The 15,448-nt window shown below is 36.8% G+C and carries 14 protein-coding genes; 4 read left to right on the forward strand and 10 right to left on the reverse strand.

The genetic code is table 11. From position 1 onward, the window contains the following. Positions 1-117: 117 nt before the first annotated feature. Positions 118-1,032 (reverse strand): DUF1002 domain-containing protein, encoded by a 915-nt coding sequence (locus tag M948_RS28915; RefSeq protein ID WP_021289924.1) that lies wholly within the window; start codon positions 1,030-1,032, stop codon positions 118-120. 252 nt (positions 1,033-1,284) lie between these two features. Here M948_RS28915 and M948_RS28920 point away from each other — a divergent pair, with 252 nt between their 5' ends. Together M948_RS28920 and M948_RS28925 are read left to right on the forward strand one after the other, a co-directional pair. Further along, entirely contained in the window at positions 1,285-2,490 is a 1,206-nt protein-coding gene (locus M948_RS28920) for an MFS transporter (protein WP_038244755.1), read from the forward strand. A gap of 190 nt (positions 2,491-2,680) precedes the next feature. After that, on the forward strand, positions 2,681-2,926 hold the full coding sequence (locus M948_RS28925; RefSeq protein WP_021289926.1) for a DUF1450 domain-containing protein: 246 nt from the start codon (positions 2,681-2,683) through the stop codon (positions 2,924-2,926). Positions 2,927-2,995: 69 nt separating this feature from the next. On the opposite strand, the gene M948_RS28930 is transcribed toward M948_RS28925, so the two are convergent. From M948_RS28930 to M948_RS43830, 8 genes are all read right to left on the reverse strand, one after another. After that, positions 2,996-4,165 carry an iron-containing alcohol dehydrogenase gene (locus M948_RS28930; protein ID WP_021289927.1) on the reverse strand — a complete coding sequence of 390 codons (1,170 nt, stop codon included), beginning with the start codon at positions 4,163-4,165 and terminating at the stop codon, positions 2,996-2,998. Positions 4,166-4,177: 12 nt separating this feature from the next. Then, the gene (locus M948_RS28935) at positions 4,178-4,558 is read right to left on the reverse strand and encodes a RidA family protein (protein ID WP_021289928.1); all 381 of its coding nucleotides are present in this window, start codon (positions 4,556-4,558) and stop codon (positions 4,178-4,180) included. A gap of 47 nt (positions 4,559-4,605) precedes the next feature. Further along, positions 4,606-5,238, reverse strand: a complete 633-nt coding sequence (locus tag M948_RS28940) for a lysozyme family protein (RefSeq protein WP_021289929.1) — start codon at positions 5,236-5,238, stop codon at positions 4,606-4,608. Then, complete coding sequence (locus M948_RS28945) at positions 5,239-5,661, reverse strand: hypothetical protein (protein WP_021289930.1); 423 nt, start codon at positions 5,659-5,661, stop codon at positions 5,239-5,241. Between the two features lie 232 nt (positions 5,662-5,893). Beyond that, positions 5,894-7,900, reverse strand: coding sequence for a TRAP transporter permease (locus M948_RS28950; RefSeq protein WP_021289931.1), 2,007 nt, complete (start codon positions 7,898-7,900; stop codon positions 5,894-5,896). Continuing rightward, complete coding sequence (locus M948_RS28955) at positions 7,893-8,429, reverse strand: DUF1850 domain-containing protein (protein WP_021289932.1); 537 nt, start codon at positions 8,427-8,429, stop codon at positions 7,893-7,895. The genes M948_RS28950 and M948_RS28955 overlap by 8 nt, the downstream gene beginning before the upstream one ends. 113 nt (positions 8,430-8,542) lie before the next feature. Next, positions 8,543-9,535, reverse strand: coding sequence for a TAXI family TRAP transporter solute-binding subunit (locus M948_RS28960; protein WP_021289933.1), 993 nt, complete (start codon positions 9,533-9,535; stop codon positions 8,543-8,545). Positions 9,536-9,587: 52 nt separating this feature from the next. Beyond that, entirely contained in the window at positions 9,588-9,719 is a 132-nt protein-coding gene (locus tag M948_RS43830; RefSeq protein WP_255326112.1) for a hypothetical protein, read from the reverse strand. 192 nt (positions 9,720-9,911) lie between these two features. Here M948_RS43830 and M948_RS28965 point away from each other — a divergent pair, with 192 nt between their 5' ends. Further along, positions 9,912-10,706, forward strand: coding sequence for a serine hydrolase (locus tag M948_RS28965; RefSeq protein WP_021289934.1), 795 nt, complete (start codon positions 9,912-9,914; stop codon positions 10,704-10,706). A gap of 27 nt (positions 10,707-10,733) precedes the next feature. Further along, complete coding sequence (locus tag M948_RS28970; protein ID WP_021289935.1) at positions 10,734-12,032, forward strand: hypothetical protein; 1,299 nt, start codon at positions 10,734-10,736, stop codon at positions 12,030-12,032. A gap of 224 nt (positions 12,033-12,256) precedes the next feature. Here M948_RS28970 and M948_RS28975 read toward each other — a convergent pair whose 3' ends face one another. Beyond that, positions 12,257-15,424, reverse strand: a complete 3,168-nt coding sequence (locus M948_RS28975) for a DEAD/DEAH box helicase (RefSeq protein ID WP_021289936.1) — start codon at positions 15,422-15,424, stop codon at positions 12,257-12,259. Positions 15,425-15,448 lie beyond the last annotated feature (24 nt).

The raw sequence follows: 15,448 nt of genomic DNA on the forward strand, positions 1-15,448 counted from the left end.
TAACTTAAAGTTAAGAAAAGTAGTAGAATTTGAGGATGAAAAAAGCAGTGTATCCATTGCCTGCCAAGGCATAAGGACACACTGCTGATTATTACAAAATTACTAAACTATTACTATTTAATTAAATAATCCTTTAAAAAAGTTACTTAATGCCTGGAACATATCGCTAAAGAAATTAGCTACTTTTTCCCAGAAGCCTTCATCTAATCCTAGTTCGTCTGCTTTATCTTTGATCGTTGATGCTATATCCTCTAATTGGTTTTTCACTTGGTCGAAATTAATATTCAAATCTCGCATTTTATCAATTAAGTCAATGAGCATTTGACGATCTGCTTCACTTAAAGAGATTTCTAATTGATCTAACTGCTCCTGAACGATTTGCTCTACTTCTTCTTTGGTTGCTGGATTTTGCTCAGCAATCGTTTTTTTGATATCCGTCAATAATTGACTTACCTTTTCCTGACTCATTCCCTCTTTTTCTGCTAATTGCGTAGCGACATCAAGCTCTTCATTCGCTAATTCCATTCGTTCCTTATCAAGTTGTTCCCCTTCAACATCATACGCTTTATAAATTCCAGTTAATGCAGAATGGCCACTTACTTTAACGGGTGAGGCAACATCTACCGTAGCATTTTCAACACCTGCAGTTAACAGGGCATTAGCATACATTTCCTTTGTTACTTCCGTTATGTTCTCTGGTGTGACAATATTAATAGTGAGTCCATTCCCGGCTTCTTGCCGAGTAATCTTCGCACTTGAATACATATTGGAATTTGGGTTTCCATTGATATAGGTCGCTGCATCTTGTCCTGAAACATCATGTTCTTCAACCATATCTCCATCTTGTACATTTAATAGTTCGCGAACCTTCGTACGTTGATCAGTAGACAACTGGGCACCATATACAACAATGGGGGAACCTAATTTCTCATTAATACTATCTGTATCACTTGCTCCACTATCTGCTTGTACAGGTAAACTTATCCCAATGGTTAATAAAACAATTATCAGGCTCAGTAAGAATTTCTTCATTTTTGTTCTCCTTTTATTTGTTCTTGCTCTATCCTATGATTCATTTAAAGCAATTATCAATCATTATCATTATACCTGTTTTTGTGGCATATGAATATATTTCTTTAAAAAAATAAGCCCTCAGAAGTATAAGCAAATTAGTTTCTTTTATTAAGTAACTCCTATATTATTTAGGGTAGCGAAATAATTTCAAGAAGGAAGGTCTTTATCATCATTGACAATCATCCTATCGTGAAGCGGAATTTAGCAATCATGTGGTTTGCTAACTTTTTTATTGCTGGAAGTATGACGATGGTACTTCCCTTTATTTCTTTATATATTGAATCGATGGGGAATTTCTCTGATTCATATGTACAAAATTGGTCAGGGTGGATTTTTGCAATTACCTTTGTAACTGCTTTTATTTTTTCACCTATATGGGGGCGCATTGGTGATAAATACGGGCGTAAGAAGATATTAATCTTTTCTGCAGCAGGGATTGGTATTTCTATCTTATTAATGGGATTTGCTACAACCGTATGGCAATTATTCCTACTCCGATTAGTTATGGGAGTAGCTACTGGGTTTATCCCAATGTCACAAGCATTTATCTCCACCCAAACACCAAAGCATATAGCAGGAAGAGTATTAGGGACATTGCAAACCGGAAGTATTACTGGGACGTTAATGGGACCTCTATTAGGGGGAACACTTGCTGATGCATTCGGATATTCCAACACATTTAAGTGGGTTTCAATAACTGTTTTCATATCAGCTATTATCGTAATTTTAGGTGTAAAAGAATTACATTTGAAGCTCTCTGAAGATGAGCAAGATGAGCAGTCCTATACAAGAAAGCAAGTCATTCAGCATATCATAACAAACCCTGTACTACTAGTGGTCATGCTGATTTCAACATTAGTTCAAGTTGCACATTTCAGTATCCAGCCGATCTTGTCTCTTTTTGTTGCAGATATACATGGTCCAGAAAATATTGCTTTCTTTGCAGGTATCGCCTTTTCTGCAGCCGGACTAGGTAATCTTTTGATGACTAGAAAATGGGGACGTATTGGAGATAAAACAGGCTATATAAAAGTACTTATCTTTTTATTATTTATGGCAGGAATCGTTTACTTCCCAGGTGCGTTTGTCACAAACATTTGGCAGCTTGTTGTTTTGCGATTTTTACTTGGAATTTCGATCGGAGGAATTATTCCTGTAAGAATTGCTTATATAAGACAAACAGCGCCTCTTTCCATGCAAGGAGAAGTACTCGGCTATAACACAAGCCTTCGTTTCCTAGGAAATATTATTGGTCCGGCACTAGGGGGAATGCTATCTGGCTTTTTCGGATTTTCAGCTGTTTTTTTCGTAACAAGTGCTTTACTAATTTTAAGTGGCTTAATTATGTTATTTTGTTGGTATAAGTACGAATACAGACCAATAAACAATCGCTCCTTAACTGCAAATAGAGGATAAGTACTTATCAAGTAAATCCAAAAGTTCGTTCATCATTTTCTAAGTTATCGTTAGCCTATCTATCGTACCCATTGTAAGTGGTAATCAAGGGTAACAAAGTTGAGTTAATTGATTATTTTTAAAGATTATGCTAAAACTAACAGAGTCACCCTTAATAGGGATTACCTTCTAAAGAAAGAAAGTGATAGCAATGGGAATAGTCGTAGTAGAGGTCTGTGACGGAAATGCAATCACTTCTGTTAATATAGAAGAAATTCTTGAAGAAGAATTTCCTGAAGTTGCTGTACTCATGAACGAATGTTTATCCTTCTGTGGCTTATGTAGGGTTAAACCTTATGCGCTCGTGAATAATAAACGCATTTTCGGTAACACGCCTGAAGAATGTTTGGATAAAATCAGAACTGCAATAAAAGAAGAACTGGCTATTTATCAATGATAGCCAGTTCTTCTTTTTATATTTATGAACATTTCCCGGGAAATATGTCGTTATTTGTTGGGTATATCTTTACAAACTAGCACGAAAAATCTCGACCGAATCTTGTCTCGTCAATTGTTTGAAGTTACCATACGCTGGCCGAGCAATCACCGTCTTATCTGCCATCTCCTCAATACTACTTTCATCAATGGCGTAGTCAGCAAATTTGGATGGTGCTCCAATTGAGTTCCAAAATTCTCTTAATTTGTCAATTCCTTCTAAAGCTATTTCTCTTTCAGTTTTTCCGATAGTGTCTACATTAAATACTCGAACAGCTAGTTGTTTAAATCGAGATGCATTATCATCATCAAGTACATGTTTCATCCAGTTCGGAAAGATAATTGCTAATCCTCCACCATGCGGAATATCATGCACTGCTGATACCGCATGCTCTAAATTATGCGTAGCCCAATCACCTCGGAATCCCATACTTAACATGTCATTTAATGCAAGTGTACCACTCAACATAATCGTCTCGCGATAGTCATAATTCTCCAAATCCTGAAGTAGTTTTGGCGCAGTTTCCATTACAGTTAGCAAAACAGATTCACAGAAGCGATCTTGAATTGGGGTATTATCCGCTTGGTGGAAATAGTGTTCTAACACATGTGACATCATATCAACCATACCATAAATGGTTTGGTCACGCGGCACAGAAAAAGTATGCGTAGGGTCAAGAATCGAGAATTTAGGACTAGTATATGGAGATCCCCACCCATGCTTTTCATTTGTTTCCCAATTCGTAATAACAGAACCACGATTCATTTCTGAACCAGTCGCTGCCAATGTAAGTACAGTACCAAATGGAAGCGCATCTGTAGCATGTGCTTTTTTCGTCACAATATCCCACATATCAATATCTGTTTTGGCTCCTGCAGCAATAGCCTTTGTACAATCGATTGTACTTCCTCCACCAATTGCAAGTAAAAACTCAATACCTTTCTGTTTACAGATTTCTACCCCTTTACGTACTGTAGAAATACGAGGATTTGGCTCAACTCCTCCTAATTCAAATATATTTGCATCGATCTCTTTTAGTTTTTCAACGACATTATCAAAAATTCCGTTTCGCTTAATGCTTCCTCCACCATAGACAAGCAGAACTTTTCTTCCATATTGGCCCACTTCTTTAGGAAGCTTATCTAATTGGCCTTTTCCAAAGATAAGTTTCGTAGGATTATAATACGTAAAGTTTTCCATTTGATAAACCTCCTAGGCGTTCGTATATACCGTTACATCCATTTCTACAAGTGCATGCTTTGGCAATTGACTAACCTCAATTGTAGCTCTTGCTGGATATGGTTCCGATAAATAGCTGCCATATATTTCATTTATTGTTGCAAAGTCTCCCATCGATTTCAAATAAATTGTAAATTTAACTGCTTTTGAAAAATCCGTACCCGCTTCTGTTAGGATAGCTTGAATATTTGTTAGTACTTGTTTCGTTTGCGCTTCGATCCCTTCCACAATTTCTCCAGTGTTCGGGTCAATTCCCACTTGGCCAGATACATAAAGAAAATCACCTGCTTGAATTGCTTGTGAATATGGCCCCAACGCTGCCGGAGCTTTATCTGTATGAATTGCTTTTGTCATACGTATTCCTCCTCTTCATTTATAATTAATCATAACATGTTTGGACTTTACTCTTCTGCTAATTTGTTTCTATATGTAATAACTGATTTTACATAATAGATATCCCCATAGCATGCATCTATTTCTTTGGCTTCATCACGAAGACATCGATACTTCTCTTTATCTGGGTCATTTGCATACATTTCTTGAGAAAAAGTTATGGCAGCTTCTTGTGAATAGTCTTTTTCCTTATCGTGTATATATTGAATAAACCCTTTACCGAAATTATAAGATTGAACAGCAAGCTTTATATCCCCATTTGCTTCCTCTAGCGTTTGAGAAAAATAAGAGACTCCTTGTTTTATAGAAAGCTCCGGATCTTTAATACATTCACGCTCCCCACAATAGCTTTCAGAAGCTTGCATTGGATCCTTCCCACGTCCACCTGATTCCTGCATCATCATCCCGAGGATGGTATCAACATGTTCTGTTACACCATAATCTGCAGCATACTTTTCCACTAGCGGACGGTAATCTCTTACTTCTTCACTAATCACTGGTTCAGCTATTTGCCTCGTTGATTCCTTGTGTCCTTTTGTGTTTAGCAAGGAGATTGCAATAAAAAGAACGGAGAACAGGAATGCTATAAATAGAGTTTGCTTGATAGCTCTATAAAACTTCTTTTTGTATGTCATCATCATCTATTCCCTTAACATAATAATAATCAAACCGCCGACAATAACGCCGTATATCATATGGGCACCAACCCAGTATAGAAATGCTTCTCCATCAAATAGATTTGGCGTACGCGGAGAGAATACGGTAGTCGTATACAATACTGTTCCTATGAAACTACTACAAAAGAAATAAGCAAGGATATTTCGAGATTGATTCATTTGTAGTAATCCGATATACAGCATTGGTACTAATAAGATGGAGACAAGTAAATGAAGGATCACTTCCCCTAATTCATCAAAAGACAAGTCTTTTAAAACTGGGATATAATCAACATTTAAAAGTAATGTATATACTTGTTTCTCAGTAAAAGCTTGGATGAGTTTTAATACAGCAGCTATACCTAGTCCTGCAGCCGCTCCAATAATAGTTAATGTTATCCATCTCATCTTCCTATCTCCTTAACTACTAGTTTAAAATGAATTATTCCTGAATTAAAGTTTTATTACTCACTTATTTTGTTAAATTACTCGTCCAAGGAAAGTAACGACTGTGATATTATTCTCCAAATTAAGAAGACACCTGCCTAACTCTAGTATCGTTGATGAAATGGAAAAGAACAAGCTGCACCTAAAAAAGATGATCCCACTAGGAGATCACCTTTTTTACTTCGTTGGTTTTTTACTGTCCACTTGCGGATTTTTGAACTTCACCTTTGTTGCCAGGATTGGAACGATTAATAAACAGTTGTACAGCAATCATGACAACAAAAGCCCCTACACCATATAAATCAGAGTTTCCTTCTGGATAAATGAGTAGTAACCCAATGGCAACAGAAAGTATTCTCCCAACCCAATTCAGCTTTAAATACCAGAAGCCAATTAAACCAGCTCCTATTGCAATCATACCAGCAATCGCTGTTATTAAAATCCAGCTTATCTCCAACAAATTAGTATCGATCATAAGCAATTGCGGCTGCAATACAAACATGTATGGAATGATAAATGCTGCAATAGCTAACTTTGCTGCATTGACACCTGTACGAATCGGTTCACCACCAGATATCCCAGTCGCTGCAAACGCTGCAAGTGCGACAGGAGGCGTAATATCAGCTACAATTCCAAAATAAAATACAAACATATGCCCTGCTAGCACGGGTATAGCAACCTCTAATTGATCATTTAAAGCTAAAATTGCTGGTAAAGCAATGGTGGATGTGATTATATAATTCGCTGTGGTTGGAGACCCCATCCCCAGTATAATTGATGTTATCATCGTAAATAGTAATGTCAGTAAAAGTTGCATATCTGCAGAACTTGCAAGTGAACCCGCCATACTTACTAAACTATTACCAAGTTTCAATCCAAGTCCAGTTTTTGTTACAACACCAACAATAATCCCTGCACAAGCAGTAGCTGATGCCACACCTAGTGCTGTACGTGCACCCGAAGTAAGCGCAGTGACAAATCTAGCTGGAGTAATACGCGTATCTTTCCTAAATAAACTTACTAAAATAGTGATACCGATTCCATAAAGCGCTGTTCGTTCAATACTGAAGCCTTCAAATAACAACCAGACAATAGCGACAATCGGCAAAAGTAAATGAACCTTTTTGAAAACTTCCTTTTTAGGAGGAATTTGTTCTTTCGGTAAGCCGTGTAAACCTGTTCGTTTTGCTTCCAAATGTGTCATAATCCAGATGCCAGAGAAGAATAAAATTGCTGGAATTGTAGCGGCTTTGGCAATTTCCCAGTAGCCAACACCTGCAAACTCAATCATTAAAAAAGCAGCTGCCCCCATAATTGGCGGCATAATTTGTCCTCCTGTCGAAGAAGCAGCCTCAACTGCCCCCGCAAAATTAGGACGGTACCCTAACTTTTTCATCATTGGAATAGTGTAGGAACCGGTTGTTACGGTATTGGCGACGGAACTCCCACTGATGGTTCCATTCAATGCACTTGAGAAAATAGCTACCTTAGCAGGTCCACCAGTCCGACGACCGGCTAACGAGATTGCTAAATCATTGAAATAATTCCCTACACCAGTTTGTACGAGAAACGCCCCGAATAACAGAAAGAGAAATATATATGTGGATGAAACCTGCAAAGGGGTTCCCAATATCCCTTCTGTCGTAAAGAACATCGTTTCGATTAGCTGCTGTAAGCTTAAGCCACGATGTGCAAACATACCTGGCATTTGCGGTCCAAACAAAGCATAAATTAAGAAGACAATAGCAATAATGGTTATTGGTAGTCCTACTGCCCTTCGAGTAGCTTCCAAGACAAGCACTATAGCAAGGCCACCAATGATCGTTTGCACCTGGGTAATGCTTCCAATTTGCTGAACAAGAGAATCATAAAAAAACGGCCAATAGCTACATACAATAATGGATAATAGTACAAGTATGTAATCATACCATGCTATCTTCTTCTTATTCCCCTTTTTCCTCGCTGGAAATAACAAAAATATTAATGAAAGCGCAAATCCTAAGTGTACTGTCCGTTGTATATAAGCGGTTTTTTGGCCAAAGGCGCCAGTGTATAATTGAAAAAGAGAAAATGCTAATAATCCAATAAAGACAATAGCAGCAGCAACGCCTACTAGTTTTCGAGTATTTGATTCCGTATCGTATTTCTGTAGCAATTCCTCTTGTTGTTGTTGACTTAATTGATCTTTTGAATCACTCATGGATCCTCACTCCTTTCCAATATTCCCATAACGTTATATTTTCAATCTTTAACGTAAACCAGGCGCCCGGGTTAAAATATTTATTCAGGTATATCTCTTTATCCGCATTTTCACCCCAAACTAATCGATTTTTTGAAACCGTCTTTCCATTTCGCAGATTAATCTTGGGGAATACATTGGACAAATTTTTAATATGATACTTCCCATTTTTATAAGTGAATTTTTCATTCCCATGCGCGTTCGATGGCATGCCAATACCAAACTCCTCATACACAATCTCTGTCTGTTTAATTGTTTGATCATCATTTACAACATACTTTTCTACGACATCGGTTAAATGAATAGAATGTTTAAAAATTAATTGGAAATGCTCCCCTTTATTGATAGGGAGATATGCTGCAATATGATCGGTGTTCTCTTTATAAAACACGAGCGAACTTCGAAACGGAAAAAACAGGATAAAGACTAAACTGATAACTATCACGAGTAGCATAATCACGAATATGTTGTATTTCTGCAATAATTTCATTACTGTTCACCTTATTTGATAACAAACTTTTCATCTATACACATGGAAGAGCCGGCAGCAAATTCCTGAGACACAGGATTACAGCCGGCCCTAAGACTTTCCTAACGTTGTCATTACTCAGATGCTGAAATGCCCTCTTCATCAAAGTACTTCTTCGCACCTGGATGCAAGTCAATACCAATACCGTCAAGCGCAGAATCTTTGGTGATGAACTCTGCTTTATCATGAGAAATCTTATCCGTATTCTCATAAATCGCTTTCGTTATATCATACACGACTTCTTCTGAAAGTTGATCAGATACAGCAAGCATTGCTAATACTGCGACAGTCGGTACATCTTCTTCAACTCCATACGTACCTGCAGATACAGTATCTCCTGCATAATAAGGGTATTCCTCTACTAATGCATCTACTTTATCCTGTGCTATTGGTACGATACCTACATCAACTTGTGCAGATAAACCTTCGACAGCACCAGTTGGCGTACCCGCTGTAATAAATGCTGCATCAATATTTCCATCTTGAATACCACCAGTAGACTCGCCAAAGTCAAGGTTTTGAGCTTCAATATCATCCATAGACATGCCATGAACTTCTAATATCTGCTCTGCATTCACATATGTACCTGAGCCAGGTGCACCAACGGATACAGTTTTTCCAGCTAGGTCTTCAACGGAAGTAATGCCAGAATCTTTTGTCGTTACAATTTGAATGGTCTCTGGATACAAAGAACCAATTGCTTGCACATTATCTACTGGATTATCTTCAAAGGAATTAATCCCTTCAATCGCATTTGCTACAACATCAGTTTGAACAAATGCTAATTCCGCTTCCTCTTCTTGCAAAGCAACTACATTATCAGCAGAAGCATTTGATGATTGAGCTGTTGTTTCAATTCCAGTTTCATCAGAAATAATTTTTGCCATTGCCCCACCAAGCGGATAATAAGTGCCACTAGTTCCGCCAGTAAGCATGCTTAGAAACTCAGGAGCTTCGCTATCTCCTTCATTTGCACTACCTTCTTCATTATTGCCACCACATGCGGCTAAAAATAAAGCCAACACTAGTAACAAAGCCATAGAAAATATAAGATTTCTCTTTTTCATACAAACTCCCCCTTGTACATCCTAACGTATGAAATATATTTTACCTGTAATTCTATAATATTGTCAAACTATTGCTAACAGAACTAATTTGATTAATTTTTAAATCTGTAAGCGCAGACATGCTATTCGCTACTTCATTGGAGATTGCGTTAATTAAATGGGTAGGTAAAAATAACCATATCATGATGATATATCCAATAAAGATCTAACGAAAACATGAAACGTTCCTATTTAACTTTATTTACTAACTATATATTGTTTTTCATTGACAATTATTAGAAAATTCAGGTACTATATTGCTATTACCAAAAGTTATTGATCGTTGGACAAATAATTATTCCCTCATCATCCTTGCCAAGAAAAAGGTGGCCTAGCCATGGATTTTAACGAATTAGAATGGAACATAAAGCAAAAATTAAAACCTTCGATGAAGTATTTTTCAATTTACATTGAAACCCCTGATGGAATTATTGCTATTAATGAAGATAAACAAATGACTGCAGCTAGTCTAGTAAAACTACCAATTTTACTAGAAGGTTTCAGGCAGCTAGAAAACAACCATTTATTAGAAGATAAATTAGTTTATATAGATAAAGATGAGATGGTTGGCGGTGCGGGAGTAATCAATTATGTGTCTAAATCACATATCTATAGTTACAAAAATCTAATGGAACTAATGATTATCGTTTCTGATAACACTGCCGCTAACCTATTACTGAAATTATTTGGGATGGCTGCTATAAACCAATTTATAAAATCAATAGACTGTGAACAAACATTGATATCAAGAAAGTTTATGGATGTAGAGGCTAGCGAGAATGGAAAAGAGAACTATACAAGTGCAAAAGACATGATAAAACTATTTAAGCTAGTATCGAAAACAAACCACCATTTAACTGATTCTAGTAGAAGAATGATTCTAAAAATCCTTGAAAACCAGCAATTTACTCATAAACTTCCTAGCTATTTAGATAAAGATAAATCAATTAGGTTTTTTCATAAGACGGGTGAAATGCCTGGTGTTTCTCACGATGCAGGTATTATCAAGTACGAAACAAAGACCATTCATGTGGCAATATTATCAGAAGGGGTGGCACATAATACTGTAAGTGAAAGAATAATTGCTGACATTGGTCACTTATTGAGCAAATACATAAAAGAAATTGAATAGTTTACAGTTATGGGGGAGCGCTTGATCATGAAATATAAAATTGCCATTTTTGGAAGCCAGCCTTTTATTGAAAGAATTAAATTTTTTATTGAGATTAAAAAAGATGTAGAATTCGTTTATTTCCCTTATTCAAAAGCTGAGGACGTCAAAGATTTAATCGAACAAGCCTTCTTATGTGACATCTATGTATTCTCTGAATTACCGGCTTATATTTATGTTAAACATAAACTAAATAAAAAAAGGTTGCCTAGTCTTTTAATGTCTATAGATGCTTATACGATCGTAACCTCCTTATTTCGTTTATACCAAAATCGAGTATATGAGCTGGATCGCATCTCCATAGATATGTTGAATGATCAGCAAGTTATGAATGCTATGTCAGAATTCACTTTATCCGATAAGGAAGTATATATCTATTCGTTTGAAGAACAAGATATAACTATGTTAGATAAGATTGTTAACCATCATGAACAATTATGGAAACAGGGGAAGATAGATTATGTACTGACATCTATCAAAGAAGTTGCAGCTTGTCTCAATGATAAAGGTATCCCAGCAAGTTGCATGGTTATCCCCAAATTAAATATTGAAAATACATTAAAAGAGGCAAAGAAGATTGTACAACTAAATCCGTACCAATCAAATACGGCACAAATTGTAGTAGGATTTATAAGGCTAAAAAATAAATGTGATTTAGAAACGGAGCATGATAGTCGCTTTATTGCTAAGCCCCTTCAACAGTTGCATCAATTAGTAGAGGAATTCGGAAAGCAGACAAGTGCAACCGTAATCCAAAACCATGAGAACCAAATTATTCTTATTGGTACGAAGTCCGTCCTAGAAAACATTCAAAACCATTATAGGGATTTTCCATTATTACATACTGTGGAAAGGGAATTGCAAAGACCTGTCGATATTGGTTTCGGACTTGCTTTAACAGCCATGGAGGCAGAACAAAATGCAAAATTAGCATTAGAGATATGTGATTCGACACTCGATAGCAGATGTTATATTGTAAATGAGCGACAAGATATTATTGGCCCAATTGGAATCGAAAAAGCCTTTGATAAATCGAAATTATATCAATCCCTGATACACAAAGCACGGCTAAATAATGAGCTTTCCTACAATTTTATAAACTTTATAAGCAAGCGAAATAATGAACCTTTCTCTTCCCATGATATTGCTTCTCACTATAAAGTTACAAAAAGAAGTGCAGAACGCACCATTAATAAATTACTATCTGGGGAAGTAATTAAAGTTGCCGGAGAGGAAAAGCCCTATCTAAAAGGGAGACCGAGGAAGCTATTTAAATTAAATCAATAAACCCAATGAGGGAGCTCTAACTCGTTATATTCGATGCATTCCGAAATATGAAAGGGGCCATGCTTTCCAAAAGCACGGCCCTTTCATTTGCATTGACTTTAGAGTAAACAATTCCATTTCTTAAGGTAGTTATTACCCTTTTTCAAATCAAAGGTTTAACAATCTCAACTACTTTTCGAATATAACTTCGATATGCACAGGAACAGGTCTATATGGCAGCTTTTTTAAATACTTAGTAACTCTCGCACATCCTCTTCTGTCAAACTCGATAGCATTGTTTCTCCAGGTTGAATTACTTGATCAATTAATTCCCTTTTCTTTTGTTGAAGTTCATATATTTTCTCCTCAATGGTACCTTCTGTTACTAGACGGATCACTTGCACTACATTTTTTTGACCAAACCGATGTGCCCGGCCTGTAGCTTGATCTTCTACTGCAGGATTCCACCATAGGTCATACAAAATAACTGTATCTGCACCCGTTAAATTAAGACCCGTTCCCCCTGCTTTTAGTGAAATTAAAAATATATCATTTTCTCCATTGTTAAACCGTTCACTCATCTCCACTCTTTCTTGAGACGGGGTTTGACCATGTAAATAAAAATAGCCAATGTCTTCTTTCACTAATTGGGAGATAATAATCTCATGCATCGAAGTAAATTGGGAGAAGATTAACATTCGTTTTCCATTACGCAAGGCATGATGGATCGTATCCATCAACTGTTCCAGTTTTCCGGAATCTCCTTCGTAGTTTTCAATAAATAGGGAAGGATGACAGCAAATTTGCCGCAATCTAGTTAAACCAGCTAAAATCTTCATCCGATTCTTTTGAAAACCATTTTCCTTCATAGATTGAGCTGCTTCCTCTTGTAATTGACGATGATACCCAATATATAAGTCTTTCTGCTCTTTTGTTAACGCTGAGACAGAGACCGTCTCAATCTTATCAGGTAGTTCACTTAACACTTCTTGTTTTAAACGTCGCAAAATAAACGGCTTTGTCATCATCGCTATCTTTTCATATGACATTTGTTTAAATGCTTGATGATTCGGCATCAATCCTGGAAGAATAACCTGGAAGATAGCCCAGAGCTCATCAATGGAATTCTCAATTGGCGTACCGCTTAACGCAAATTTCCTTCCAGCATGTATTCTTCGAATGGCTTTTGATGTTTTCGTTGCATAATTTTTTATATATTGCGCCTCATCAAGAATTAAAGTTTGAAAGAACAGGTTCTCATATAATTCAATATCCTGTCGCAGTGTCGCATAAGAGGTTATCCAAACATCCATGCCATTTGATTCTTCTAATTTGAGCTTTCTCTCCTGTGGTGCACCTGTTAAAACAGCAATGTTCAGCGATGGAACAAACTTCCCAAATTCATTTTTCCAATTATATACCACTGACGACGGTGCCACGATTAAATGTGGATGATCCCCTAACTCTGATGCGATAAATGCAATACTCTGTAACGTTTTACCTAATCCCATATCATCTGCTAAAATACCACCTAAATAATAATGGCTCAACGATTTGAACCACTGATAACCTGTTTGCTGGTAGTTTCGAAGTGACGCCTGTAATGTATCTGGAAGTGGATAGACTTGTTCTTCTGGATACTTTAGTTGATGTAGAAGCTTTCGAAACGATATATCATAATTTTTATTTGTTTGTAAGAGTTCATCAACCTGTGTCCCACGATATACTGGAACTTGGATGGTTCCTTCCTCCATATGGTTTGCATCCAAATCCATGCCATCAAAGAATTGCTTAATCGAAGAAAATCCATCTGATTCTAAAGATAGCAATGCTCCACTATCCAGACGATAATACCTTTTCTTTTCGATGACTGCCTCGAGTATTTTGTTTACTTCGGTATCATTAATTCCATCAATGTCAAACCCGATATCTAAGAGGTTTGACGCGTTTTCCAATTGTACGCTTGTATGCGTTGCAGGTTCTTGTTCCACAATTAGATTTCGTATCTCAGATGTTAGAAGAAGCTCCACATATTCTTCTAATTTCGGAAGCATATAGTAAATAAAATCATACATTTCTTCCTCATTATCCATATCAATATAAAGTTCTTTCCCATTATAATGAAAATCAGCATGTTCAATTAACCGCATGATTTGCAGTTCTTTTTCTACATCTCGAATAATGATAACATCATTTTTTTCTCTCCCACTGAAGGGATCAATTTGCTCCTCACCATAATAGTATGTTAATTTACCGACGATCCAAGCCGCTTTCACTTCCAAATAGAGTTTGGCTCTTAAGGGAACCTGAATAATGTCTTTAGCTACCTCTTCAGCAATCGTGACATCTCCTACTTTTTTTAAAGATGGGACAACCGTTGATACAAATTCATCTGCCTGATTTTTGGCAATAGGTAGGCGAAAGTTTTCATTGCCGAAGCGACTGAGCTCTTGGATAATAGGGACTTGATTATTGTTAGGGAAATAAAAAGTTCCATCAGCAAATAAACATTCATAAGCATCTAAGTAGACGAAGTCTCTTATCTGCACCATTTCCAGCAGTAAATCATCTTTCATACTAGTTGATAAAGAGAATTGAAAAGGCAAATCGCCTACTTTGATCGCAACCGCCGGATAGCTTCGATCAGATGTATCGACTGTTAAGGACCGTTCAACCATTTTTTCCAGTAAGTCCTTTGCCTCCAACGGGGGAATGATAATAGCACGTTTATCCGATGTATCACCTTGATAAAATGGGTTGGCATGGTATACGCGCTCATTTTTAATAACTGCGGACAAATTTTCAAGTATCTCCAAATCCTGTGCATCAAGACGATGCATATCAGGGTTATATGCGAATTTCTTCGTTATTTGGTACTCCGATCCTTGAAGAACATGATTTAAAAAATCAGCAACATCCTTAATAACAAAGCATCTTTTTTCGCCAACTTTTAATTCCGCCTTCAACTGCCTATCTGAGTCAATATGACAAACGTACTCCACCAATAATTCGGATTGCGTTGGCAATGGACTTAGATCATTTTCCATATGTGAGATGTTAGCCACTGCATCCATGAATTTACTTGTTATTTTATAATCATAAGGAGCAAAGGCCGGGACACGATCATTGTCCTTATTTACAACACTGATCAATACCGCAGCAATATGCTTGCAGGAGCCAAATGCATCGAATGCTGGACAATCGCAATACGTATCAATGGTACCTTTAGAAAAGTCCTTCATATTAATCTCAACAAAATAATTTTCCGATCCTCGTACACTGGCCGTCCATACTTGATAGTTCTTATCATAGGAGAGATCACTTACTTTATCGTGTAAATAATAATCTAATCCCCGCTTATAAATAACCGGGGGGAATAACTTTTCCACATTGATGTTACGGACACTTTTCAAAATAACAAATACCATCCTTTACCA

It is taken from the genome of Virgibacillus sp. CM-4, assembly GCF_000445495.1.
GTDB classification, from domain to species: Bacteria; Bacillota; Bacilli; order Bacillales; family Amphibacillaceae; genus Virgibacillus; species Virgibacillus salexigens.